The 25198-nt window shown below is 39.2% G+C and carries 22 protein-coding genes and 1 pseudogene; 10 read left to right on the top strand and 13 right to left on the bottom strand.

Annotated features, from left to right (window positions below; translation table 11 throughout):
• Positions 1–2 precede the first annotated feature (2 nt).
• On the bottom strand, positions 3–863 hold the full coding sequence (locus tag VB620_RS08205; protein ID WP_323195653.1) for a DUF4351 domain-containing protein: 861 nt from the start codon (positions 861–863) through the stop codon (positions 3–5).
• Between the two features lie 83 nt (positions 864–946).
• Here VB620_RS08205 and VB620_RS08200 point away from each other — a divergent pair, with 83 nt between their 5' ends.
• From VB620_RS08200 to VB620_RS08180, 5 genes are read left to right on the top strand one after another with little or no spacing between them, the layout of a single operon-like run.
• The gene (locus tag VB620_RS08200; RefSeq protein ID WP_323195652.1) at positions 947–4003 is read left to right on the top strand and encodes a CHAT domain-containing protein; all 3057 of its coding nucleotides are present in this window, start codon (positions 947–949) and stop codon (positions 4001–4003) included.
• A 3-nt stretch (positions 4004–4006) separates the two neighbouring features.
• On the top strand, positions 4007–4375 hold the full coding sequence (locus VB620_RS08195; RefSeq protein ID WP_323195651.1) for a hypothetical protein: 369 nt from the start codon (positions 4007–4009) through the stop codon (positions 4373–4375).
• Positions 4372–5766, top strand: coding sequence for a hypothetical protein (locus VB620_RS08190; RefSeq protein ID WP_323195650.1), 1395 nt, complete (start codon positions 4372–4374; stop codon positions 5764–5766). The genes VB620_RS08195 and VB620_RS08190 overlap by 4 nt, the downstream gene beginning before the upstream one ends.
• 60 nt (positions 5767–5826) lie before the next feature.
• A complete protein-coding gene (locus tag VB620_RS08185; RefSeq protein ID WP_323195649.1) occupies positions 5827–6237 on the top strand; it encodes a helix-turn-helix domain-containing protein in 411 nt (136 codons plus the stop codon).
• Between the two features lie 13 nt (positions 6238–6250).
• Positions 6251–7012 carry an ABC transporter ATP-binding protein gene (locus VB620_RS08180; protein ID WP_323195648.1) on the top strand — a complete coding sequence of 254 codons (762 nt, stop codon included), beginning with the start codon at positions 6251–6253 and terminating at the stop codon, positions 7010–7012.
• Positions 7013–7059: 47 nt separating this feature from the next.
• Here VB620_RS08180 and VB620_RS08175 read toward each other — a convergent pair whose 3' ends face one another.
• A complete protein-coding gene (locus VB620_RS08175; protein WP_323195647.1) occupies positions 7060–7698 on the bottom strand; it encodes an HAD-IA family hydrolase in 639 nt (212 codons plus the stop codon).
• A complete protein-coding gene (gene queG, locus VB620_RS08170) occupies positions 7673–8647 on the bottom strand; it encodes a tRNA epoxyqueuosine(34) reductase QueG (protein WP_323195646.1) in 975 nt (324 codons plus the stop codon). Before queG ends, VB620_RS08175 begins: the two co-directional genes overlap by 26 nt.
• A gap of 170 nt (positions 8648–8817) precedes the next feature.
• Between queG and VB620_RS08165 the strand changes: the two genes are divergently transcribed.
• Positions 8818–9339, top strand: a complete 522-nt coding sequence (locus tag VB620_RS08165) for an orange carotenoid protein N-terminal domain-containing protein (RefSeq protein WP_323195645.1) — start codon at positions 8818–8820, stop codon at positions 9337–9339.
• A gap of 18 nt (positions 9340–9357) precedes the next feature.
• A pseudogene (locus VB620_RS08160) lies at positions 9358–9531 on the top strand (nuclear transport factor 2 family protein); the annotation flags it as partial.
• Here VB620_RS08160 and VB620_RS08155 read toward each other — a convergent pair.
• The 10 genes from VB620_RS08155 to VB620_RS08115 all read right to left on the bottom strand — a co-directional run bounded on the left by VB620_RS08155 (position 9520) and on the right by VB620_RS08115 (position 19290).
• On the bottom strand, positions 9520–9978 hold the full coding sequence (locus VB620_RS08155) for a hypothetical protein (RefSeq protein WP_323195727.1): 459 nt from the start codon (positions 9976–9978) through the stop codon (positions 9520–9522). The pseudogene VB620_RS08160 and the gene VB620_RS08155 overlap by 12 nt on opposite strands.
• A gap of 471 nt (positions 9979–10449) precedes the next feature.
• A complete protein-coding gene (locus VB620_RS08150) occupies positions 10450–10875 on the bottom strand; it encodes an ATP-binding protein (RefSeq protein WP_323195726.1) in 426 nt (141 codons plus the stop codon).
• 3 nt (positions 10876–10878) lie between these two features.
• Entirely contained in the window at positions 10879–12552 is a 1674-nt protein-coding gene (locus VB620_RS08145) for a SpoIIE family protein phosphatase (protein WP_323195644.1), read from the bottom strand.
• A 180-nt stretch (positions 12553–12732) separates the two neighbouring features.
• The gene (locus tag VB620_RS08140) at positions 12733–13452 is read right to left on the bottom strand and encodes a response regulator transcription factor (protein WP_323195643.1); all 720 of its coding nucleotides are present in this window, start codon (positions 13450–13452) and stop codon (positions 12733–12735) included.
• Positions 13453–13816: 364 nt separating this feature from the next.
• Positions 13817–14812: a metal ABC transporter solute-binding protein, Zn/Mn family gene (locus tag VB620_RS08135; protein WP_323195642.1), complete on the bottom strand. Its 996-nt coding sequence runs from the start codon at positions 14810–14812 to the stop codon at positions 13817–13819.
• Between the two features lie 231 nt (positions 14813–15043).
• Positions 15044–15313 carry a hypothetical protein gene (locus VB620_RS20860; RefSeq protein ID WP_407674187.1) on the bottom strand — a complete coding sequence of 90 codons (270 nt, stop codon included), beginning with the start codon at positions 15311–15313 and terminating at the stop codon, positions 15044–15046.
• 77 nt (positions 15314–15390) lie between these two features.
• Positions 15391–16452: a WD40 repeat domain-containing protein gene (locus tag VB620_RS08130; protein ID WP_323195641.1), complete on the bottom strand. Its 1062-nt coding sequence runs from the start codon at positions 16450–16452 to the stop codon at positions 15391–15393.
• Between the two features lie 77 nt (positions 16453–16529).
• Positions 16530–17501, bottom strand: a complete 972-nt coding sequence (locus VB620_RS08125) for a CobW family GTP-binding protein (RefSeq protein WP_323195640.1) — start codon at positions 17499–17501, stop codon at positions 16530–16532.
• 215 nt (positions 17502–17716) lie between these two features.
• The gene (locus VB620_RS08120) at positions 17717–18625 is read right to left on the bottom strand and encodes an alpha/beta fold hydrolase (protein ID WP_323195639.1); all 909 of its coding nucleotides are present in this window, start codon (positions 18623–18625) and stop codon (positions 17717–17719) included.
• A 224-nt stretch (positions 18626–18849) separates the two neighbouring features.
• Positions 18850–19290, bottom strand: coding sequence for a SufE family protein (locus VB620_RS08115; protein ID WP_323195638.1), 441 nt, complete (start codon positions 19288–19290; stop codon positions 18850–18852).
• Between the two features lie 300 nt (positions 19291–19590).
• Here VB620_RS08115 and psaK point away from each other — a divergent pair, with 300 nt between their 5' ends.
• From psaK to VB620_RS08100, 3 genes are all read left to right on the top strand, one after another.
• Complete coding sequence (gene psaK, locus VB620_RS08110) at positions 19591–19851, top strand: photosystem I reaction center subunit PsaK (protein WP_323195637.1); 261 nt, start codon at positions 19591–19593, stop codon at positions 19849–19851.
• Between the two features lie 122 nt (positions 19852–19973).
• Positions 19974–22139, top strand: coding sequence for a DNA helicase RecQ (gene recQ, locus VB620_RS08105; protein WP_323195636.1), 2166 nt, complete (start codon positions 19974–19976; stop codon positions 22137–22139).
• 1053 nt (positions 22140–23192) lie between these two features.
• Positions 23193–25166, top strand: coding sequence for an AMP-dependent synthetase/ligase (locus VB620_RS08100; RefSeq protein ID WP_323195635.1), 1974 nt, complete (start codon positions 23193–23195; stop codon positions 25164–25166).
• Positions 25167–25198: the final 32 nt, after the last annotated feature.

The following is a 25198-nucleotide window of genomic DNA, read 5'->3' as shown; positions in this document are numbered from 1 at the left end:
GGTTAATCTCCTGTATTTGCTTGAGATACATTCCCTAAATAATTCATTAAATCACTTTGGCTAGAAAAATCTAACAAAGCCTCCGCTAAATCCTCTAGTCGAGTAATGGATAAAGCGCGAATTTCCTCTTCTATTTCTGGTTCAACTGCACCCAGGCGACGTTTCAAAAGACGTAAAATCAGTTGTAACGCCTCTTGTTTCTTCCCTCTTTCTTCTCCCTGTTGCAAACCTTTTTGCAAAATATCTTGGTAAATTACAGATTCTTGCATAATTTCCTCTCTAAATAGCTGTTGAATTAAACCTTTATCGAATCGCAAACCAGCTAAAACCTGAACACAAGCTGAAATATTCTGTCGCTCGTCTGTTACCTCAATCATATCGAGACTAGCTGCGACTTGCGCTAATAACTCTTCGGGTGAATTGCTTCTAGCCAATGTCGCCAATGGTAAAAGTGCAGGATTAGCGAGTAGGGGTGTAGGATCTTCTTCCCACAAACGAATCACGCGATACTCATGTCTAGTTTTCTTGTCTACATACTGTGTATTAAAGACAATTTCTGAGGACGTTGGTTGCAAGAAAATCAACACCTGTTCAATATCACACCAATATTGGCGTTTTAATCTGGTGTAATAATCCAGCATCCGAAAATCGAGGGGATATGTGGATTTTGGTGTAGTTTGAAACTCTAAATGTAAAATTTGGTTGGCGATTTGCAGAAATGTCACCGAATCAGCGCGAATGGGTTCTAGGTTCAATTCTGTTTTGAGGACTTGGATATCTGGGGTTTCAGATGCAAGTAACCATTGAGCAAATTCAGTAGGGTAGTTTTCGGCAAGATATTTGCAGGTATTATCGTAACTCAAGATTGCTGACTACGTGACTATATGTATTGTGTATTTTACTCTGTCATAATAAAAAAAGTGTTACATAATACCTGCATCTGCTAATGGATGAACAGCGCCTCCAGGCATATCAACAGCTAATTCAACAACTCCTAAGTTGTGCGAATGGTGAAGAACCGGCGATATTGCAAGCTAATACCGAATTATTAGATGCTGGCTTTTTACAGGTGGTGGTAGGGGTAGCAGGGATGTTTACCCAAGAAGGAGAGGAAAATACTGCTAACTGGTTGATAGCTTTAGCTTCTCAACTGAGTGCAGCCTTAGATATACCCCTAGATGCAAATACCTCAGAAGCAGAAACGCCGATTAATGAAGCAGATATTGATACCTATTTACAATTTTTATTAGAAGTATTACAAGCAACCAAAGAAAGTGGGGGTAATCCCCAGGTAGTTTACCCCTTACTGACAGCAAATATAGATAAACTGAATCTGAATTTTGCTCAATTATTACAGGCTTGGGCAACAAAAATACTAGCAGAAGCAGAAGCAGAAGCAGAACTAGAAAAAGCACAATGCTTCGCTGTTTTGATAGGTGAATTTAGTAATCTGATTAACGAATTTCCTTTAGGTAACAAAGCCGATAACATCGAAATTGCTATTACTGGTAATGAAATAGCTCTAATGTTTTTTACCCGTAACATTTCCCCAAAAATTTGGGCATCTGTGCAAAATCATCTAGGTACTGCCTACTGTGACAGGATTAGAGGGGATAAAGCTGAGAATTTAGAAAAGGCGATCACTGCTTTTTCGGCGGCTTTAGAAGTAAGAAACCACACGGATTTTCCTGTAGATTGGGCAATGACGCAAAATAATCTAGGTACTGCCTACTGTGACAGAATTAGAGGGGATAAAGCTGAGAATTTGGAACAGGCGATCGCTGCTTATGGAGAGGCTTTAGAAGTAAGAAACCAAACAGATTTTCCTGTAGATTGGGCAATGACGCAAAATAATCTAGGTACTGCCTACTCTGACAGAATTAGAGAGGATAAAGCTGAGAATTTGGAAAAGGCGATAACTGCTTTTTCGGCGGCTTTAGAAGTTTATACACCCACTAATTTTCCTGTTACTTGGGCATCTGTGCAAAATAATCTAGGTGCTGCCTACTCTAACAGAATCAGAGGAGATCAATCCGATAATCTAGAATATGCCATCGCTGCTTATACTGCTGTTTTAGAAGTCATAAATCGCAACGATTTTCCCGTAGATTGGGCAGCCACGCAAAATAATCTAGGGAATGCCTACTCGAAAAAAATCAGGGGAGATAAAGCCGATAATCTGGAACAGGCGATCGCTGCTTATACTGCTGCTTTAAAAGTCAGAACTCGCACCGATTTTCCTGTAGATTGGGCAGCCACGCAAAATAATCTGGCAACTGCCTACTCTAACAGAATCAGAGGAGATCAAGCCGATAATCTAGAATATGCCATCGCTGCTTATACTGCTGCTTTAGAAGTCAGAAATCGTACCAATTTCCCTCAAAAAAACGCTGAAACTTTATTAAATCTAGGTATTGTTTATCAAGAATCACAACAGTTTGATTTAGCTTACTCTACCTTTACTGATGCTATTATCACAGTTGAAGATTTACGGGGTGAAATTATTTCTGGGGAGGAAAGTAAACGCAAACAAGCAGAGGAATGGAATAAACTTTTTAGACGAATGGTAGAAGTTTGTTTAGCATTAGGTAGAGAAACGGAAGCTATCACCTATATTGAACGCAGTAAAACCCGCAATTTAGTAGAACAAATTCTCAGTCGTGACTTAAAAACCATCTTCCCTGGTGAGGTTGTTACTCAATTAGAAAAACTTAGAGATGAAATAGCTAGTGGACAGAATTTACTGCAAACTGGTAAAGCTGAAAATGCTAACTTGTTAAGGGAAAATCTACAAAATTTACGACAAGAAAGCCAAAAATTACAAGATCAATATTTACCTATTGGTGCTAGTTTTGAGTTTACATCATTGCAAAATATTCTTGATAACAAAACAGCAATTATTGAATGGTATATTACATCTGATAAAATTATCGCTGTTGTGATTCAACCAGGAGGTCAAGAAGTCAAAATTTGGCAATCCCAATCAAAAGATAGAAAAGCTTTAATTGATTGGGTTGTTGAATATTTGAGCGACTACTACGAACAAAAAGAGCAATGGCAAAATCAATTAGAACAACGTCTACAAAATTTACCAAAAATCCTGCACATTGAAGAAATATTAGAAAAAATACCACCACAATGTCAGAAATTAATTTTGATTCCCCATCAATTCTTACACCTGTTACCTCTCCATGCTTTACCTGTTAGAGATTCCTATTTAATGGATTTATTTACTGAAGGTGTGAGTTATGCACCAAGTTGTCAATTATTACAACAAGCGCAACTCCGTCAACTTGATAATTTTCAATCTTTATTTGCAATTCAAACACCCACAGAGGATTTATATGAAAGAGATTTAGGTGCAGTTGCTGCGATTAAAAAGCAGTTTAATGAAAGTAATATTTTGAAAAAAGATAAAGCTAAGAAATCTGCAATTACTTCCAATAATGAAAAACTGCTTATAGCTAATAATCTCTTTTTTTTCTGTCACGGTTATTTCAACCCTGATTCTCCATTAGATTCGGGTTTACAATTAGCTGATGAAATTCTCTCTTTAGCAGACATTATCACTAATCTTAAATTAAATAACTGTCGTTTAGTCACCCTTGCTGCTTGTGAAACCGGAATGATAGATCCGAAAAATACAAGTGATGAATATATTGGTTTACCTAATGGTTTTCTTTTGGCTGGTAGCACCAATGTAGTTAGTAGTCTTTGGACTGTCAGTGCTACAGCTACGGCTTTATTAATGGTAAAATTTTACGAGGAATTACAACATCAAAATAATATTGTTTTAGCTTTGCAAACTGCCCAAGTATGGTTACGAGATACAACAATAAAAGAATTTAGAAAATGGCTACGAGAATCAAATCTTGATGAAGATTGGCAAGATGAATTAGATGATTATTTTTCAAGAGAGGAACGAAATCAAGGTGGTAACGTCAAAATATTTGTATCACCTTTTTATTGGTCAGCTTTTTGTGCAATTGGTAAAGGAGTTTAAAGAATGTCTGCTTATCAAAGAACAATCCAAGCTTTTGTTAAAGTCATCGAATCTGAATCTAGTTTATTTTCTCAAGAAGACTGGTTAAGTCTCACTAAATTAATGGATAATTTACCAGATGATTCAGAAAAAATAGCTAATGGAATTAGAGATTGGTTAAAATCAAGAACTCAACTCAATGAGGTATTTAAAAATAAAAGACAAGAAATTCCTTCTTCTTTAAATGGTGATAATCAAACTTTAGGTCCAGGTGGTACTAAATCTCAAACACCAGCCAATCAAATGAGTGAATCCTCTAAAGAACAGATTCAAAATGCTATCAAAGAAAATTCACCTTTATCCGATGATAAAAAATCCCAACCAAAACCGTGAAGAATTTTACTATTACTCTCTACGCTTTCCATTTGCGACATACTCTTGCACACACACCTAATCAAGTTGTCGCCAATGCTAGTCTTTTATGGGAAAATTTAGCTAATATTGGTGTATCTTCCTTTCCTGCTACCAGTTTAAAAGATTTAAAATCTCAATTAATTGTTTATAACAATGGTAAATATGAACCTCAACAAGAACTAGGAAGAAAAACCGAATGGTTAACTAATTCTAGAGATTTAGATTTAGGAAGTTTCTCAACGACAGACGGATTTAAAATTAATGTCAATTTACAACCGTTTTTACTTAATGATACCTACGCAGTTGATTTAACACTGCTTCCAGAATCAGCAAATATTGATATTAATGTACCGCAAATCCAACATTTTCAACCTAGTTGTTTTTTACCTTCCCAAATTCAAGCTTCTCTAGGACAAACTTTATGGATTTATGGAGAAGTTGACGCAAATGAAGACTGTAATTTATTAGCTGAACAAATCGCTAATGCTTTAGTTGCTGGTACAAACTTAAATTCTGCTTTTACTGTCTCAGGAGAATTATTTGCTAGTCAGTTATTTATCTACCAAGTAAATGATCCAAATGAACCGAATAATCCTGTTAAACAATGTCAGATTTTAATACTTTTAAATAATCACCAAGCTAATACTCTCCCACTTATTGAAAATACTTACGACCAGTTACGAGATTTATTATGCTGTTATCATAAAATTCTATATCTTAATTACCAAGCAAGCCAAAGTTACAGCAACGCAAGAACTATTTACAGTTATTTAGAGGATAAAATTAAAGAATTTCAAACTTTGATATCTAACTCCAAAACACAGATATCTAGTTTAAAGCAACTCTTATCAGAAATTCCGCGAAAAAGCTTTGACTATACCCGATGTTTACAAGATTTACAAATTCATAACACATCAATTCAAACAAATATTATAAATTATGAAACTTGCTTAAATAAAATTACAGCCATAAATAATCAAACCAGTCCCCAATTTTGGCAAGACTTCCTCGATAAAGAATGTCAAAAATGGCAAAAACAGATCCAAACAGATATTAACTATCTGACACCAGGACAAGAATTATTTGGGCAATTAGTTGATACTATTCGCGGTATAGTGGAGATAAAACAAGCTGAACGCGATCGCTCTTTAGAAAACACCATTCAAATATTAGGTATTGGCTTGGGTGGTGGTGCGATAGTTTCCGGTGTCATAGTTCAACATATAGATAAAATCAATCAACCCATACCAATTATTTCTCCTCAAACTCCCCTTAATCCCTTTATAGCATCTTTAATTTTAAGTATCATTGCTAGCATTGGATGGACTTTTATAGCTATATTAGGTATATGGATTACTAAACGGAAATAGTGCTTAAATATACGCTTATAATTCACCAATATAAGTAGAATAAGTGTACGATAAAAATCTATGGAAAAACTAACTACCCTTCCCCCAGATATTAATACTCACTGGAATGCTATTTTTCCTTTACTGACAATTCGTAATGAAGAAGAATATGAACAAGCAATTATAAGATTAAACGATTTACTTGATGAAATCGGTACTAATGAACAACATCCTCTTTATCATTTATTAGATACGTTGGGAACGATAATTGAGGCTTATGAAACAGAACATTACCCTCTCCCTAATTGTCATGGAAATGATGTGTTAGCTTATTTAATGGCGGAACACAAACTGACTTTATCAGATTTACCTGAAATTGGTTCATCGGAAACGATAAAATCTATCTTAAACAAAGAAAAAGCATTAACTTTCACTCAAATCCAACAATTAGCAGAACGTTTTAATGTAAACATTAACGTATTTATGAATTAGTATTCAAATTATTATGGCAAAAACTATCACAATTACCGATGATCTGGTTCCCAATCCTGCACCGAAATCGGCAATTATTCGCCTAGAGAATATCTTTAAAATCTATGGGAGTGGAGAAACCGAAGTCAAAGCCCTCAATGATGTGAATTTGACCATCAATGAAGGTGAATATTGTTCAATTATGGGGCCTTCTGGTTCCGGTAAATCCACAGCCATGAATATTATCGGCTGTTTAGATCGCCCTAGCACCGGACATTATTATTTAGATAATCTCGATGTCGCCCAAATGAACGATGCAGATTTAGCTAAAATCCGCAATAAAAAACTGGGGTTTGTCTTCCAACAATTTCACTTATTACCCCAACTCACAGCCTTAGAAAATGTCATGTTACCAATGGTTTATGCTAGTGTAAATCCTAGCGAAAGACGCGATCGCGCCGCCGAAGCTTTGACAAAAGTTGGTCTAGAACAACGCCTCAATAACAAACCCACGCAATTATCTGGGGGACAGCAACAACGGGTGGCGATCGCTCGTGCTATAGTTAATCGTCCCGTTGTCCTCCTCGCCGATGAACCCACAGGCGCACTAGATTCCCATACAACCCAGGAAGTCTTAGACATTTTCACCGAATTAAATACCAGTGGAATCACCGTTGTCATGGTAACTCATGAATCGGAAGTGGCGCGTCAAACGAAACGCATCGTTTGGTTCCGTGATGGCGAAGTTATACACAGCGACTTAACACCACAGGATTTAACTCAAGTCATATCCTAAAACTTCAAAACCTGCGGGAGTGGTTCCATGATTTCTATTCCCCCAACTCAACTAATTACTTTCATAACTTCCATTAGTTCACTGGGTTGGTGAATCAAAAAATCTGGATTCTGTTTAGCTAAAGCTTCTGGGGAATTGAAGCCCCAAGTAACAGCAATCACTTTGATATTAGCTTTTTGCGATGCTTCTATATCCCTGATTTCATCCCCGACATAAACCACCGCTTGAGTATTGAGTTTTTTTTGCTTTAATACATTATTAATGATGGTTGTTTTCCCAAAAATTGTCACTCCTGAATAAATAAAGTCAAAGAATTGTTCTAATTCGTTATTTTTTAGGAAAGCTGTGACGTTTTCTTGAGAATTAGACGTAATTATTCCCAGTCTATAACCTTGATTATGCAGTTCTATTAAAGCTGCGTCAATTCCTGCTATGGGTTTCAACTCTTGAATTTTTTCTTTGAGTTCTCCTTTAACTTTTTTCAGTAAAAAGGGTATCTTAAATAAAGAGATACCTGAGTATTTAATAATTTCCCTAGGGGTAAAATTCTTGAGTAGATCAAGTTCCTCTGGGGTAATTTGTATATAACCAAACTCTACAGCTAAACGATTGGCAATAGTGACTAGAGCATCTACTGTATCCGCAATCGTGCCATCAAAATCAAAAATAATTACTTTCGGGGTCATTCTTTAATTGGGATGCGTCAAGATTAGCACGGGCATTTCGTCTAAACATTTCTGGCTTAATCCGCCGCAAAGCTGAGGCGGGAAATCTTTGATCCCACTCCTCTTTTGAGATGTTGGATAATTCTATCAGATGAGGCGCAATATTGGCAGGATACGGTTTAAAATCTGGCACATCCGTTGGTTGGGCAAAACGTTGATTCCAAGGACAGACATCCTGACAAATATCACAACCAGCAACCCATCCTTGTAAATTGGATGAGATTGTCTCTGGTAATGTTTCGGCGCGATTTTCAATGGTATGATAGGCAATACACCGATTTGCATCCACTACATAAGGCTCAGTAATTGCACCTGTGGGACACGCTTCTAGACAACGAGTGCAGCTACCACAATGTTCTGTGTGTGGGCGATCGCTTTCTAATTCCAGATTTGTGAATACCTCTCCCAAAAACACCCAAGAGCCATATTCTCTAGTAATCACATTACCATTTTTAGCAATCCAACCGATACCAGCCCGTTGCGCCCAGACTTTATCCTGTACAGGGCCTGTGTCTGCATAATATCTAGCTTTAATACCTGCATTCAGAGATTCCAGCCAAGTATTCAAAGCCTTGAGTTTTTTGTGCATCACCTTATGATAGTCTCTACCCCAACCATAGCGGGAGATTTTCCCGTATTCCTCCCCTTCCGGACGTTGATCTGGTGTGTAGTAATTGAGGGCGACACTAATCAGCGATCGCACTTCCGGCATAACTAAGCTAACATCTTGACGCTTGGGGTGATTCATCCACTCCATATCGGCGTGATAACCCAGCGCTATCCATGCTTGTAACCTCTGCGCCTCTGTATCATCTACCCCCTCCACCGCAGTAATCCCCACCTTATGGAATCCTAACTCCCTGGCTTTTTCCTTAACTACACTGCTGTTAGTTGCAGAATCCTGATCCATTTTTTTGATCTAAATTGACTGGTACAACCTATGTTAAATATTTATTAACACACCTATATGTAATAGTTATTTGATTTTTGTTAAGCAATAATACAGAATACGAATAAAAAGGTAAACCAAATGTCCTATAAATTACCTGCGTACTCGAATTAATCAACTGTAGTGAAATCATGACATTCACTTCTGATTCAGCTTACAACCACTTATCAAACGATGCCAATTACGGCACTAAACCTGGTGATGTTGTGAACTATACCATGTCTTTATTCCAAAGTCTAAGCACGGATGACCAGCTAGCAGTGCTATGGTATGCGTACACAGAAATGGGACGTTCTATTACACCAGCAGCCACAGGTTTAGCGCGTTTACAAATAGCAGCAGGACTACTGAATCAAATTAAGCAGATGTCTCACGCAGAGCAATTAAATGTTATGCGTGACCTAGCTACTCGAAAAAATACGCCAATTTCCCGTTCTTACGGTATCCTCAATGATAATACAAAGCTGGCTTTCTGGTATGAATTATCAGAATTGATGGTAAAATACTTAATTGTACCCATGCCCGTGGGCTATCAATTATCTCGTGATGGTATTCAAGTACTTGAAGCCCTGAAAGCACTGAATTTTAGTCAGCAAATTTCGATTCTGCGTAAGGTAGTAGCTGATATGGGCGTTGACCCCTTCACTGAATAACTTCACCTCTATCTCTTCAGTGCTGCCCTATTTGCCGATAATGGCGTAATGTATCCACCCTTTGAAACGAGAATTATGGGGCGAGAGGCGATCGCGCTATACTTCCAACAAGAAGCCGAAAATGTTCAAATTATTACTGCTAAAATTAAGCTGTCAGCTTCTCCTCAAGAGTTACTGTATTTACGTTGGTAAATTCACTGATTTTTTAGATGCACTAGTCTGCTGCAAAGAACGCATTAGCAATCTTCGACCTAAATCAATATCTGATGGCGCACATTGCCATTCTGGGTGTGCTGTCATTAATAAACTGTCTAAAGTCTCTTGATCAAACAGATGCCAAACTAGAGCATCATCAATTCGCCCTTCCACAGCATAACAATTAATAGTAACACAGTAGATAGTGCAAGAAGTAGCAATTCTATTCACAGTCATCTGTTCCCCAGGCTGTAAAGATCGAAATTGGCTGATAGTTGCCTTCAAGTCACTGATTGAGTAAACTACTAACCCAGGTATAGCTATTGTTGCATTCCTATCTCCATTGACTGCAATCCAGTAATGACGACTGGGGTCGATACCCTGTAGCCAAGGTGATTCATCATCAAGGCGATAGCGTGGCGACAAACAAAAGAAAGCTTCCATAGATTTCGTCATATACTTTGGTTTACTCAGGTTGATTGTTTACCCAATTGACAATCCTGGGGTTTGTAGGGCTATGCCAAAGCTTCTTCTATTTAGTTAAAGTTGGCAATTGAGGCTCGCTACTACATTAAGTATTTAATTATTACTAGTAATAAATCAAATAAAATTAGCAAAAATTATTAACTAGATAAACATTTATTAATATTAATGAATATACCTATACTAGTTAGCCTATATGGGTTTTCATGTTGTATGTAGCTGTAGCCTTGGGTATCTTACCCAATCAGCCAGGAACATATCAAGTTTTCCACCTTGAGATCAACCGTTCTGATTGCCGAAAGTAAATATCCCCATTGCGCTAAGAGGATGTTTGAAAAGTCGGGGATGAACAGACTTGTTTGTAAGTTAGCGTATAGAATACTTATAGAGTCTGGCAATCGGCAATCTAGAAATTAAAAATCATCAAAATTTTTAACTAATAAGTTCTGGTAGAGTGGCTTCTAACTTCAGACAATTTCCACCATCAACTTGTAACTGATATTCCACATTATCCATCAGACGATTCATAATCAGCCATCCATAACCGCCTTCTTGTTTATCTGTGGGGTTGGGCGGAAAGTAAGTAGACATATCAAAGCCTTCGCCATAATCCCAAATTTCTATAGCAATATCTCGATTTTTCAATTCCAAACGTAATAGAATCGGTAAGCTAGGCTGTTCTTTATGGGCATGACGAACTACATTAGAATATGCTTCTACCAAAGCTAGGCGCAAACGACTTGATTGCCTTGACCAATCAACCGATTCTTTGAGATGGATTTTTAAGCATCCTAGTAACCAGCTTTCAACGATATTTAAATAATTTAGATCACTTGGTACATGAAGCTCACTTTTCATCATCTACAAAACCTCCAGTGAGAGTATAGTTTGATCATCTTCTTGAATGTAGTTATCTGCCTGAATGCGGGCTAGTAAATTCTCTAGAGAGAGTGGTTGGGGTTCTGTTTTTAAAAGTTGCCACAGTCCTTCTTGATTGAGCATAGAACGGCTAATTAGCTGTCCGCCATCCTCAGTTTTTTGATCATGTAAGAGTTGATGGGATACCATTGATTCTGTAATGCCATCACTAGCTAGGAGAAAGGTATCACCTGAAGCTAGAACTAAGTTACCTGAATTTGCTTGCCATAGAGGTAATATACCCACAGGAATCCCCCGTACTGTCAGATAATTAGGGTTAACATCTACAGTGCTTTGATGCGGCCAAAGCATAGGATAGATGTGACCAGCATTAGCATAAACTAGCTCTTTAGTTGTGGGAGTATAACGAGCCAAGACGAGAGTAATGAAGCAATTGTTGCTCATCAAGTCATCATAAAGAGCATTATTGAGATGATGTACTACTACATTTGGTTCGGCTGGGGTTTCTTGAGCTAATTCTCGCCGTAATACCGAAATGGCACTAGCCATGAATAAAGCAGCTGGAACACCCTTACCGGAAACGTCACCTACGGCTAACCATAAATCGCCCTTGGGATGGACAAACACCTCAAAAAAATCTCCTCCCACTTCACGGGCTGGGTAACAACAGGCTTGCACCCTTCCACCAGTGATCTCAGGTAGAGTTTGGCGCAGCAAATTGTGTTGAATTTGGCGAGCTACTTCCAGTTCAGTCTTGAGTTGTGCTTGCTTTTCTTGGAGGCGTTGGTAGAGTTTCGCTTGGGAAAGAGCTAACGCTGCTTGTTCAGCGACACCTGCGATTAGTTGAATTTCTTCCTCTTGCCAAGGTTGTTTGTTTCCCCACTGATAAATAGCCAGGACTGCGAGTAAATGCTGCTGGTATGCCAGTGGTACAACCATCTGCTGACAGTTCTTACCGTCATGTATCTCTTGAGTAAGTTGATACTGGTGGGTTTGCAGAACTTTTTCAATTAATAGACTGGGATCGTAGGCAGAATCAGATAAATTAGATTGAGAATCTTGATAACAAAATTCTACTTCTGTTAGGCGATCGCTCTCTACTGGTCTGAGTAAGCAACAAGTAGTGGCAAATTTTTCACCAATAGTTGTCACAATTTTTTGCAGCATACTGTCATAATCCAGGGATTCCCGAATTGCCGTTGTCACTGCATTAAATAAAGATTCTCGGCGCAAAGAGCGACTTAATTCACGGGTACGCTTCTTGACTAGGCGATATGTATCTGTAGCTTGCTCAACTAATATTTTGAGTTGTTCAGGACTCCAGGGTTTAGTGATATACTTGAAAACTTGACCGGAATTAATTGCCGCCACCAAATCTTCAACATCAGTAAAACCAGTCAATAAAATCCGAATTGTGTCTGGAAAGCGCTCCACTGTGAGACTAAGAAACTCAGTCCCGTTCATTTCCGGCATTCTTTGATCCGAAATAATGACAGCCATTTCGCCTTCTCTGTCCAGAATTTCTAGCGCACTTAAGGCATGGTTAGCTTTATATACTGTAAACTCTCTCCTAAAAGTACGATAGAGTAAATCTAAGTTATCCTGCTCATCGTCTACTACCATGAGCTTCAATTTTTCGGTGGCTATTTCAGTCATATTTGACTTTAAATTTAGGGATACTAAAATGGCAAGATTGGGCAATTTTTATCCCATTGATTACCTCAAAGATCAAAAATTAGTCTCTCAAGAGAATTTACCCACTGGGAACTGATCAAGCACTCCTTGTTTTCCACGGCGGTGGATTTGGCTTCATGGTTTTTCGGCTCAAACTGAACTTTATCCCACTAATCCAGAACGTAAGGCGCGCACGGCGGCCTGGGTGCGGTCATCTGCGCATAACTTATTCAAAATATTTCTGACGTGTGTTTTCACCGTCCCAACTGTAATATAAAGTCGTTCGGCAATGATTGCATTACTACAACCTTCAACGATTAACTGTAGCACTTCTAACTCCCTTTCTGTAAGGGTATAAGCCTTAATATTTTCCTCTTCCTGTTCAGATTCGGAGTTTGGTAAAATATTTTGCTGAATTATGGGCTGATTTTCCCCGAATGGGGGAGTTTTTTGGGCTTGTTGTAAGACAATGCGGGCGATCACCGGATCAATCCAAGCATTACCATCGTAAGTTACGCGCACTGCTTCCCATAAATTCTCAAACTTGATATCCTTCATACAATAGGAGTCAGCCCCAGCTGCAAAAGCAGCCAGCACTGCGTCTTTATTGTCTTGGAGAGTTAAAATCAGTACCTTTGTTGCTGAATCGTCTCCGGGAAAGAGCGCTTTTAATTCCCTTGTCAACTCAATACCATCTTTATCTGGTAAACCAATATCCACAATTGCAATATCTGGTTGTAGTTTTTTTAACATCTTTAGACCGTCTGCCGCATTAGCCGCTTCTCCTACAACTTCAACTTCTGGCTTTTGTTCTAAAGCTGTCCGAATCCCTACACGGGTGAGGTCATGATCTTCAATCAGAGCAATCCGAATTTTACTCATATTCACATTTTGTAGGTTACATTACTTTAACTTCAGTCTAAGAATTTTAGCGAAAAAACCAGATCCTTAAAAAGAAGCTTAACCGCAGCAACCTAGAATCAGGACATTTCTCAGCCAGGATTAAATGCAATTGAACCCAATCATCAGTTTGAGCCAGAATTATTTGCAACTATCAAAATCAAAAAAACAACCGTTTAACGAAATTAAGATCCCGAAAGACGGAAAAAAAAGGAAAGAAAATTGCGCGACCTAATTAGAAACGCGAAAAACGCCCCGTCACGACCTACACAACAGTAAGTTCGTAGGACTTAAAAACTCTTAATTCTAATACACTATTTTAAGTTTGCCACGCCACTACTACTTTTCATTGGGAAACCTGGGGGGTAAAAATTAAATAAGTCCCTCCCAAACCTTCGACAATTGTGCGTGTATTCGCCATCATCAATTTTTGATAGGTATCGGCTTCGCTTCCTGGTTCACCCAGTCCATAGGTATATAATTGCCTTTTGGAAAGTCTGACATTGGCTTTTGTCGCCACAGGTGCAATTAATTGAGGGTTAATTGTCGTCTCTAAAAAAATTGTTGGTATTTGCGCTTGTTGAATAGTTCTCGCCCAACTATTTACTTGTGTAGCTGTAGGATTTACTTGATTATTTATCCCGTTTAACCCTAGTACCAAAGGAATTTTGTAGGCTGTGGTGTAATAATTGAGAATATTAGTAGTTGTAACTAATTTACGTTTATTATCGGGAATAGTATCTATTCTGGATTTTATCCAACTATTGAGTTGAGTTAGTTCATTTTTAATTCTTGTGGCATTACCACTATATAATGTGGCGTTTTCTGGTTCTAATTTCTGTAAATTGTTACTAATTACTTCTACCATTTTGATAGTATTATTTACATCATGCCAAATATGAGGATTAGTTAAATTTTGACCAGATGCTTGAAATTGCTGTGGTTGAGTAACTACAAGTTGACTAACAGCTACTTTGGGAGCAGGATTTTGACTTTCTGTCAATATTTTGGTTAATTGTGGTTTGAAATTATAGCCACTGTGGAAAATGAGATTAGCTTGGGCGATCGCTTCACTGTCTCCAGGTCTGAGTTGATAAAAGTACGAATCGTTACCAGGGGAAGCCAAACAAATCAGGTTAATTGTATTTTCAGCTACCTGTCTAGTTAAATCACAAAGTACGCTGGTAGTTGCGACAACACGGGGAAGATTCTCGTCTATCCTAGTGCTTGTCTGAGTGAATGAAGTGCTTGCAGCTTGATTTTCACAGCCAAAAAATGTAATTGTAAAGACGACTAAGGTAGCTCTTAAGGAATTATTTGATAGTATTTTTTTTAGCATCATTAACTCATCAGTGATATATGAAAATTCTGAACATTTTAAAATAGTAGATGCACTGATTATGGAGATTATTATAGAAATGAATCTAAAGTAATTGTAGCCTTAACTTGAAAAAGTTTGGATACAGTATGAACAAAAATATCCCCAACTTTTTGAAAAAATCGGGGAAATGATTCTATTGATATTAGTTGAACAGTTTATGTCTCTTAACTGCTAACTGATAACTGATAACTGTTAACTGTTAACTGGTAATTGGCCTTGCAGGATTTCAAATTTTGACTGTAAACAAGTAGCGCAATTGCAACCAAGTTGATCCATAATTGGGTTAGATGTTTTTGTGGTATGAAGAGTTGGTAATTCAGTAATTGCTTGGTGAGATGCCACTGAAATCATGCTAGTAGCAGATGCAGATTGAAGACTAGATGCTTGCGCCGGATTTGCGAGTAGTAGTATAGAGGTAAGAAAAACAGGACAGGCAAGCAAAATCATTTTGGCTATGTTCATAATTCATACACAAATACTATTTCTGATACAGCATAGCCAATAAGTTGACTACCTTCAACCTGCATGATTTTGTATTATTAACCACGCCCGAATCCTTGACCTCGTGATGCTTTTGACCAAACCAGTAATTCACCTTTGTCTCCACCGGCGGCGAGGAATTTACCTTGAGGATGCCAAGCGAGGCTGGAAAAGCCTCCAGAAACGCCTGTGAGGACTTGGGTAACTTGTTTGGCTTTTTTCCACAAACACAGCCAACCATCACTAGCGGCGGAAGCCAGAAGGAAGCTATTAGGCGCAAAGGCGATCGCAGTGATAATATCGACGTGATTAGTTAAAATTCTTGACTCCCATCCCAAATCTTCATCCTCTAGTTTTTCCCAAACCACAATACCTTCAACGCTGGAGGATGCTAAAATCGGCGCACCCAGTTGAGTAGTGGCTTCTGACCATGCTAATTGACGGATTTTACCAGGGAAACCACGCATCACCCAAGGGTCGGGATTGTTCCATTCTAAAACACCGATACTACGATCCATGTTTCCAGAAGCCAGGAATTTGCCATCAGGCGACCAAACCATAGTTAGGCTGACAGTAGCCATATCTAAAAGATACGGTTCTTGGTCCCAGTTTTGGCTATCCCAAATTTTGACTCCCTTATAGCCACCAATGGCTAGGTACTGTCCATCTCTGCGCCAATCAATCCCCAATACTGAGGAGTTATCGAAATTGAGGGTAATCACAACTTCCTTGGTGTCAGCATCCCAGATTTGGACGTAACGCCCTAAACTAAAGGCTAGTTGATTACTGGTAGGACTCCACGCTAGTTTATCTACCCATGCTGGGGCGTTTTCTAATGTGGTAATTAATTTAGTATCCTGCCAAATTTTTACCTGTCCATCCTGTCCACCAACGGCGATAAATTTGCCATCTGGGGAAAAAGCTACACAGTCTACTGATGTACCGTTACCTGTTTGTAAGGTTGTGAGGTTGCCATCATTCCACAGTACAACTTCACCAGCTGCGGAGGAGGCTACTAAAATTTTACCATGAGGAGACCAGGCGATCGCAGTCACATAGTCTGACAGCATCCCTGAATAATATGCTTCAAATTCCTGAGTTTTACTAGCTGTGGGATTCATAAATTAAAGGGAGTAGGGAGTAGGGAGTAGGGAAATCTACCTTGTACAGAGGTAGTTAATCCCCTCTCTAAATTACTTCACACAAAACAAGCGAGAAAATCTTGCTTTAATTGGGCTTCATTCAGATTACGACCAATGAAAACTAATTGATTTTTGCGAATTTCATTTTCTTTCCACGGGCGGTCAGCTCTACCATCTAAAATCATGTGTACACCTTGGAACACATAGCGATTATCTTCACCAGTAATATTTAAAATTCCTTTCATCCGGAATATATCTGGCCCTTGGGTCTGCAATAACTCCGAAAGCCAAGCGTTGAGTTTTTTCCCATCTAATTCCCCGGATTCCACCAGAGCTATAGAATAAACCTGTTCATCATGTTGGTGAGCATCTTCACCCAAGAAATCCGGGTCAATTTCCAAAGCACGCGCTAAGTCAAAAGCTTTGACACCCAATAAAGCATCCATTTCTAGTTGCGAGTTTTGGGTACGGTAGATTTTAGCCATTGCATTCATTGACCGGATACGCTGTTCTAATTCATCCAACTGTTCTGGACTTACTAAATCAGTTTTATTTAAAAGAATCACATCAGCAAAAGCAATTTGTTCTTGGGCTTCGTCAGCATCCCAATGTTGCCAAATATGTTTCGCATCCACAACAGTTACTACTGCATCTAAAGACAGTAGATTTTGCATATCTTCATCAACAAAAAATGTTTGAATTACAGGTGCTGGGTCAGCTAAACCAGTAGTTTCAATTACTAAATGGTCGAACTTATCCCGCCGCCGCATTAAATTACCAATAATCCGAATTAAGTCACCACGCACTGTACAGCAAATACAGCCATTATTCATTTCAAAAATTTCTTCATCTGCATCAATAATCAGTTGATTATCAATACCAACTTCCCCAAATTCATTGACAATTACGGCTACTTTCTTGCCATGTTCGTAGGTGAGGATATGGTTAAGCAGAGTAGTTTTACCAGAACCCAGGTAGCCGGTGAGGACAGTTACAGGTATTGTATTCGTGATTTCTTCGGTTAACATTGTCTAAATACCTTTTTTCTCAGCTTAGATAATCATTACCACCCATAATAATTCTTTTTATATTTTTGTGGTGGATTTACTGTAATTAGATGAGAGGAAGTGATTCCACTGCTACTGCAAAAGTGGCTTTTGTCCTGACGTATCTGCAATCAGTTGTAAATATTAAAGATTTTGATGTATGCGTAGCAATTTTTCACCATTATTGAGCGATGATTTTACGCAGATAAGAGAAAATCTTGAGCTGCTGTGAATACCAGTTCTGGATATTCTTCATGGAGTCCCAGGGAACCGGGAACTATGGCGCTTCTCACTCCTGGTAATGCGGCTAAAGCGTTCATTTCCTCTCGTGACTTGGGCGGACTCGACTCGCCAATTACTACCATGAGAGGTACAGACAAAGATTCCCCAAGTGTGAGAAAATCTGTTTGCTGACTGATAGCGTCAAGATTACCGGTGACAAAGGCCGCAGAAGCAAATCTAGCTCCTGGTTTTTGTGTCGTTTGGTATTTTTTCTCAATAAAACTGGGTGTGAGTTTAGCCTCATCCGTAAATACGTGTCGGCGGTACATCCAGGTTAAAAAGGATGGTGTGGTGTTGAGTTTATATAGTGCTTGACCTAGTATAGGCGATCGCACTAAACCCTTAACAATTTCTCTTATCTGTAGATTAGCACCCATAGTTGGTAAAGGACCCCGCCAAGTAGGAGCTAGGAGTAAAATTCGTGTGAATATATCAGAATGTTTAACAGCTAGTTGCAATACATAACCAGAAGCATGACCAGCCGCAACTACAGTAATAGGAGTCTTAAATACAGTGAGAATAAAATCTGCGAGAAATTGCTGATATATTTCTGGGCGGTAATTTAAACCCGGACGAGAAGAAGCCCCAAACCCTGGCCAGTCTAAAACTGTAACTTGAAAATGAGGAGCTAGTAAACCAGCCAATTCACCCATTTCCCCCCGCGTAGAAACACTACTAAAAGCAGGTAATAGCAACAAAGGTGAACCAGTACCAATAGTTTCATAAATCACCCTTAATGGTTGGTTTTCCCAACTCCAAGTATATTCTTCAACAGTTCCACCAAATCCGTCAGGCGCAGAGGTTGATACTAAATTAGTTGACATCGAATTAAATATTAGTTGTTATACTCTCATTTCTCTGTGTACTCTGCGCCTCTGTGGTTAGTTTTTCCCTCCCCACAGGCGAGAAGAGAGGAGAGAATATGGATTTTTTGCACGCAGAGGCGCAGAGACGCAAAGGTAAGAGGAAAAAAATGTATTTCCGGCTTTTCATACTCTGATTCAGCAACACCCTAATTTCAAAACCTGATTAAGGATATGCTATTGACCTAGCTAGGTAAATCTAACTTACATTCTAGTGCTTTTTTCTGCATGGTTTTAAAAATGTTGTAAAAGCCATTAGCACGGGAAGGTGTCAGACTGACATTTAAACCTGTTTCTTGAATAAAGTCTGGGGTGAGTTCCACAATTTCCGTAGGAGTTAGTCCATTTAAGCCTTCAACCAACAGCGCTAATAATCCTTTTGTCAACTGGGAATCAGATTCACCTTGGTAGACAACTTTACCATCATCCAAGGCGGCGGTGATATAAACCTGAGATACACAACCAGGAACCTTATTTTCCGGTAGTTTACTGGTTTCAGGAAAATCCTTCATCTTCTGAGCATACCAGATGAGTTGTTCATAGCGCCGCTTCGGGTCACTCGCACGCTGAAAGCGCTGGACAATTTTCGCAAGAGCAGGTGGCAAAGAATCTATAATTGAGGACATAACAGAAGCTGCAAATAATCAGTCTTACTTTGAGTGTAGATGATTTTGCCAGGGATGGATATCTTACCACTGCTGTTTGATGGACATTAGTTGAACCCATAAGCCTGACCCATTCATGCTGGTTACTATTCCTATACAATCATCAAAAATGCTCAAGATGATCATATATGAACAACTTTTAGATTAAGAATTGAGAATAACTGTAAAATATTGCTGCAAAATCTCCCTTTTGATTGAAATTACTAGAGAAATATTCAGATGATACTGTTAACCAATTAAAAAATTCCAGGAGCTAAACAGGTGTTACCTTCAACCTTACTCGCTGCTGTCACCACACCCCTATCATGGAGTCCCAGTGTCGGGATTATTATGATTCTTGCCAACATCATCGCCATTACTGTGGGCAAATTTACCATGGAGTACCCCTACGCTGAACCCGCCTTACCTTCAGCCAGATTTTTTGGTGGTTTTGGTTTACCTGCGGTACTCGCAACCACAGCTTTTGGGCATATTTTAGGCGCAGGTATTATTTTAGGACTGCATAACATCGGCAGAATCTAGAATAAATTGAGTTTTTATCGGCTAGAGAATCACCCCCTCTAGCTTTCTCAATTTATCCAAATAACTTAGCGTACCTTGGCGTTAAAAATTTTATAATGCTGTTATTGATTAGACAGCAGACCATGGTTCAGCAGCCCCATCTTGAACAAGCGCTAAAATACCACTTTGGTTACGATAACTTTCGCCTGGGACAAAAGCAAATTATTGAAGATGCGCTGCAAAACCGAGATTTAATGGTAATTATGCCCACAGGTGGGGGTAAATCTCTTTGCTTTCAGTTACCAGCATTGATGAAAAAAGGGTTAACGGTAGTAGTTTCACCGTTGATTGCTTTAATGCAAGACCAAGTGGAAGCTCTACGCAATAATAATATTTCGGCGACATTTCTCAATAGTAGTCTGAATTCCTACACAGTGCGATCGCGCGAAGAAGCCATCCGCAATGGTAAAATAAAATTACTCTACGTCGCCCCAGAAAGACTTTTAAGCCCCAAATTTCTGCCATTTTTAGACTTAGTACATCATCAAATTGGGATTTCTACCTTCGCCATTGACGAAGCCCATTGTGTTTCGGAATGGGGACATGATTTCCGCCCAGAATATCGCCAATTAAAATCTCTACGTCAGCGTTACCCAGATGTTCCCACTATAGCCCTCACCGCCACAGCTACAAATCGCGTCCGTGGTGATATTATTCAACAATTAGGGTTAAAGCAACCTAGCATTCACCTCGCCAGCTTTAATCGCCAAAATCTTTACTATGAAGTCCGGGAAAAATCTAAATCTGCTTATGCGGAAATTTTAGAATTAATTCGGGAAACTGACGGTTCAGTAATTATCTATTGTTTGACTCGGAAAAAAGTTGATGAACTGACATTTAAACTGCAAAAAGATAAAGTTGCAGCTTTGTCTTATCATGCGGGTTTAAGTGATGGCGAACGTTCTAAAAATCAAACTCGCTTTATTCGTGATGATGTGCGGGTAATGGTGGCTACAATTGCCTTTGGGATGGGAATTAATAAACCAGATGTGCGGTTAGTTGTTCACTTTGATTTACCCCGGAATTTAGAAAGTTATTATCAAGAATCTGGGCGGGCTGGTAGAGATAGTGAACCTTCTCGCTGTACAATGTTTTTTAGTTTTAGTGATATTAAAACTATTGAATGGAGTATTAACCAAAAAACTGATCCTCAAGAACAATTAATAGCCAAACAACAGTTACGTCAGGTAATTGACTATGCTGAAGGTACAGACTGTCGGCGGACAATTCAACTGGGTTATTTTGGGGAACGTTTTCCGGGAAATTGTGGTAACTGTGATAATTGTCGTTATCCCAAACCTATTGAAGATTGGACAATTGAAGCCATGAAGTTTTTATCTTGTGTGGCGCGTTGTAAAGAAAGATTTGGAATGCTACATATTATTGAGGTGTTGCGGGGGTCTAAAAGTCAAAGAATTACTCAAAATCAACACGATAAACTTTCTACCTATGGTATTGGTAAAGATAGAACTTTAGATGAATGGCGAATGTTGGGGCGTTCTTTGTTACATCAAGGGTTATTAGAACAAACTAATGATGGTTATTCGGTGTTAAAGTTGAATGCTTTGAGTTGGGAAGTGATGAAGCGACAGCGCACTGTTTCTCTTGCGGTTCCGGTGGCGCAAAAATTAAGTTTGGTAGCGGAAAGTAACAAGGCTGTGGAGGCAGAATTATTATTACAGAGGTTGCGATCGCTCCGCAAGAAACTAGCTGATGAACAGTCTGTAGCGCCCTACGTTGTCTTTCAAGATTCTACCCTGAAGTTAATGGCACAACAACAGCCCCAATCTTTAGAACAATTCGCCCAACTTTCTGGGGTAGGTAGTCATAAACTCGCCCAATATGGTAAGACATTTCTGGCAGAAATCACAGCTTATTGTCAACAGCAAGGCATAACAGCGCCAAAAACTTATTCTTCACCTACTTTAGCTGAGAACAATTACCCCAAGGATAGCGAATTAGTCACATTAAGATTGCATCAAGAAGGTTTGAGTATTGCCGAAATTGCCCACAAACGTAATCTTAGCCCCTCGACAATTCTCACTCACCTTTCTCAATTAATGGCGAAAAATCAGCCTGTAGATTTAAATCAATTAGTACCCTTGGAACATCAACAAAAAATCTGGCAAGTGTTAGAAATTCTCGGTGATATTCCTCTGACTCCAGTTAAAGAACAATTGGGAGAGAACTATACTTTTGATGAAATTCGTTTAGTCAGGGAAAAATGGCGACGGGAAAATCGTCAGTAAAGTTTTACTAAAAATAAGTTATTTTTGAGATATTTATGCTCATTTTCAACCCCAGCCATCACCCTGACTCCAGTGATTTAATTGGGAATTGCTAGGCTGCATCCATAGTAGGCGAAATTTCGCTCTCTCGTACTTCTATGGTTGGGAACGCTGGTTTCTGAGTCTTGGTTTTAGTAGTGATTACAGACAGGACTGCTGGTAGGGTGATACAGACAACTGTATTAACCAGTGTCAGCAATAGACAATCCATGAAACTCATATATTATCCTCTGGTGCAAAGTTGTTTATATTTATTAGTTTGACGCATAATTGGCGGTTTTTTGATATATATAATTTTGTTTATTTTCTAGACTCTATAAGTTAGATAAATAGATTTATTAATATATGTATGAAACAGTCATAGACGATTATAACATTTTACTTATACATTGAATATCTAACCATAGGAATAAAACTAAATAAGTCAGGACTTACGCAAAATGATGAAAAAACCATAAAGGACATTAAGAACACTAAGTTAAGAGGGTTTGAGTGGTCACTGGTTATGCAGAGATTAGTACCTTGATACACCATCTTAGTTCGGGGAACACCTGGAACAGAATTGTGGTCTGAATCTACAGAACTGGTTACCTGTCACTACATAAGTTGTACAGTATGGGAAACTGGTAGTTTCAATTCTGGCTTTTAGTGATTTTGAATCTTTGACTAAAGGTTGAGGACGTTGGGATTTACTAGCCAGAATCTTGGAGAGTAATTTGGGCAATACTACGCAGACAGCAGCATTGATTAAAGTTAGCAGTGAAGCTTCTAGGAAGTTGATAGGTAGTCACCCCCGTGGCTAAATAGGTGGTCTCTGTTTTTTGTATCCAGCACAAGTTGAGCAACTGATTTTTTTACTAATCGATTGCTTTTAGTCTATATAAGTCTAATTTAACATAAATTTTTATCAATACAACCGTTGAAGTCGTGGAATACTTTACACAGTAGGCTCTGTAGTTATTGATGAGAAATAATATAACCTAATACCAGTTTACTATATTGAGGAAATGTATTATGACCAACATCCAAGCTGCCCCTAGTTATTTATCTAAGGTCACCAAGCGAGAAAGCCAAGAATTACAACGTTTAGTGGATTACACTGATGTGGTTGCACTACCAGAAATTTGGCCATTGGCGGGAAAACGATTTGGTGATATCGTTGCTTTACATAATCCCAACAGTCAACCAGAAGTAGTAATTACTTATAGCCAGCTAGCAGAGGAAATTAAATACTTTGCGGCGGGATTGCAAGGGTCAGGAGTTAAAGCGGGCGATCGCATTTCTTTAATCGCTGATAATAGTCCCAGGTGGTTTATTGCCGATCAAGGTACGATGACAGCTGGTGCAATTAACGCTGTGCGGAGTTCCCAAGCCGAACGGGAAGAACTATTATTTATTATCGCCAATAGTGAAAGCACAGTTTTAGTAGTCCAAGATGTAAAAACACTCAACAAACTGAGTGCTGGACTCAATGATTTGCCCATTCAACTAATTATCTTACTTTCAGACGAAACACCACCAGAAACACCAGTCCAAATTCTCAACTTTTCCCAATTACGGGAAATTGGCACTAAGCAGACCTTAACGCGGGTTCAGCCAACAGGGGATACTTTAGCGACTCTGATTTATACTTCCGGCACTACAGGCAAACCCAAAGGTGTGATGTTGTCTCATAACAATTTATTACATCAAGTCAAAACATTGGGTACTGTAGTGCAACCACAGCCAGGAAATACTATTCTCAGTATTCTACCTTCTTGGCACAGTTACGAGCGCAGTGGGGAGTATTTCTTACTGTCTCAAGGTTGTACACAAGTTTATACTAACTTGCGTTCTGTTAAGCAAGATTTAAAGAAATTTAAACCTCATTACATGATTGCTGTCCCCCGGTTGTGGGAATCAATTTATGAAGGGGTGCAAAAGCAATTCCGGGAACAACCAGCCAAAAAGCAACAGCTGATTAACTTTTTACTCGCAGCCAGTGAAACCCATATCCAAAAACAACGGATTGCTCAAGGAATGAGTTTAACTCATATCCACGCTTCCAGCTTAGAAAAAATAATATCTGGGATAGTAGCATCAGCCTTGTTACCCCTGCATATCCTGGGAGAACGCCTAGTTTATGCCAAAGTCCGGGAAGCTATAGGGGGACGCATGAAGCACGTAATTACTGGCGGTGGGGCGCTACCAAAGCACATAGATAACTTTTTTGAAATTATCAGTGTGGAGATTTTACAAGGTTACGGGTTAACAGAAACCTCTCCGGTGACTAACGCCCGCCGTCCTTGGCATAATGTCCGGGGTTCATCTGGACAGCCCATTGCTGGTACGGAAGTTAAAATTGTCCATCCGGAGACGAAAACTCCTTTACCTCTGGGTGAACGAGGTTTAGTGCTATTGAAAGGGCCGCAAATTATGCAAGGCTATTACCAGAACCCAGAAGCCACAGCTAAAGTCATTGATGCCGACGGCTGGTTTAATAGCGGTGATTTGGGTTGGGTGACACCAGACAATGATTTAGTATTAACAGGCAGAGCCAAAGATACAATTGTGTTGACCAATGGGGAAAATATCGAACCGCAACCCATTGAAGATGCTTGTTTGCGATCGCCCTACGTGGATCAAATTATGCTAGTAGGACAAGATCAGCGCAGCATCGGGGCTTTAATTGTTCCCAACACCGAAGCCCTAGAAAAATGGGCAGAAAGTCAAAATCAGCAACTGCGGCTACCACAAGAAAAATCTCCCGAAATCAGCACATCTATCGATCTGGAGAGTAAAATGATCCAGGACTTGTTTCGGCAAGAATTGAATCGGGAAGTGCAGAATCGTCCAGGCTATCGTCCCGATGACCGCATTGCCTCCTTCAGGTTGATTCTCGAACCCTTTTCCCAAGAAAATGGCTTGATGACCCAAACCCTGAAAATCCGCCGCCATGTAGTCGCGGAACGCTATCGCCAGATGATTGACGGAATGTATACCCGATAGTCATTCCAATTGTTAACTATAGAGTGAACGTG

The sequence above is a fragment of the Nodularia harveyana UHCC-0300 genome, from assembly GCF_034931085.1.
In the GTDB taxonomy this organism is placed as follows: Bacteria; Cyanobacteriota; Cyanobacteriia; order Cyanobacteriales; family Nostocaceae; genus Nodularia; species Nodularia harveyana.
The sequence above is the reverse complement of the archived record's forward strand: the minus strand, read 5'-3'. Positions and strand labels throughout refer to the sequence as shown.

Coding starts and splice junctions, on each gene's coding strand:
- VB620_RS08200 (WP_323195652.1), top strand. CDS start 947: ATGGATGAACAGCGCCTCCAGGCATATCAACAGCTAATTCAACAACTC.
- VB620_RS08195 (WP_323195651.1), top strand. CDS start 4,007: ATGTCTGCTTATCAAAGAACAATCCAAGCTTTTGTTAAAGTCATCGAA.
- VB620_RS08185 (WP_323195649.1), top strand. CDS start 5,827: ATGGAAAAACTAACTACCCTTCCCCCAGATATTAATACTCACTGGAAT.
- VB620_RS08180 (WP_323195648.1), top strand. CDS start 6,251: ATGGCAAAAACTATCACAATTACCGATGATCTGGTTCCCAATCCTGCA.
- VB620_RS08175 (WP_323195647.1), bottom strand. CDS start 7,698: ATGACCCCGAAAGTAATTATTTTTGATTTTGATGGCACGATTGCGGAT.
- queG (WP_323195646.1), bottom strand. CDS start 8,647: ATGGATCAGGATTCTGCAACTAACAGCAGTGTAGTTAAGGAAAAAGCC.
- VB620_RS08165 (WP_323195645.1), top strand. CDS start 8,818: ATGACATTCACTTCTGATTCAGCTTACAACCACTTATCAAACGATGCC.
- VB620_RS08155 (WP_323195727.1), bottom strand. CDS start 9,978: ATGGAAGCTTTCTTTTGTTTGTCGCCACGCTATCGCCTTGATGATGAA.
- VB620_RS08150 (WP_323195726.1), bottom strand. CDS start 10,875: ATGAAAAGTGAGCTTCATGTACCAAGTGATCTAAATTATTTAAATATC.
- VB620_RS08145 (WP_323195644.1), bottom strand. CDS start 12,552: ATGACTGAAATAGCCACCGAAAAATTGAAGCTCATGGTAGTAGACGAT.
- VB620_RS08140 (WP_323195643.1), bottom strand. CDS start 13,452: ATGAGTAAAATTCGGATTGCTCTGATTGAAGATCATGACCTCACCCGT.
- VB620_RS08135 (WP_323195642.1), bottom strand. CDS start 14,812: ATGATGCTAAAAAAAATACTATCAAATAATTCCTTAAGAGCTACCTTA.
- VB620_RS20860 (WP_407674187.1), bottom strand. CDS start 15,313: ATGAACATAGCCAAAATGATTTTGCTTGCCTGTCCTGTTTTTCTTACC.
- VB620_RS08130 (WP_323195641.1), bottom strand. CDS start 16,452: ATGAATCCCACAGCTAGTAAAACTCAGGAATTTGAAGCATATTATTCA.
- VB620_RS08125 (WP_323195640.1), bottom strand. CDS start 17,501: ATGTTAACCGAAGAAATCACGAATACAATACCTGTAACTGTCCTCACC.
- VB620_RS08120 (WP_323195639.1), bottom strand. CDS start 18,625: ATGTCAACTAATTTAGTATCAACCTCTGCGCCTGACGGATTTGGTGGA.
- VB620_RS08115 (WP_323195638.1), bottom strand. CDS start 19,290: ATGTCCTCAATTATAGATTCTTTGCCACCTGCTCTTGCGAAAATTGTC.
- recQ (WP_323195636.1), top strand. CDS start 19,974: ATGGTTCAGCAGCCCCATCTTGAACAAGCGCTAAAATACCACTTTGGT.
- VB620_RS08100 (WP_323195635.1), top strand. CDS start 23,193: ATGACCAACATCCAAGCTGCCCCTAGTTATTTATCTAAGGTCACCAAG.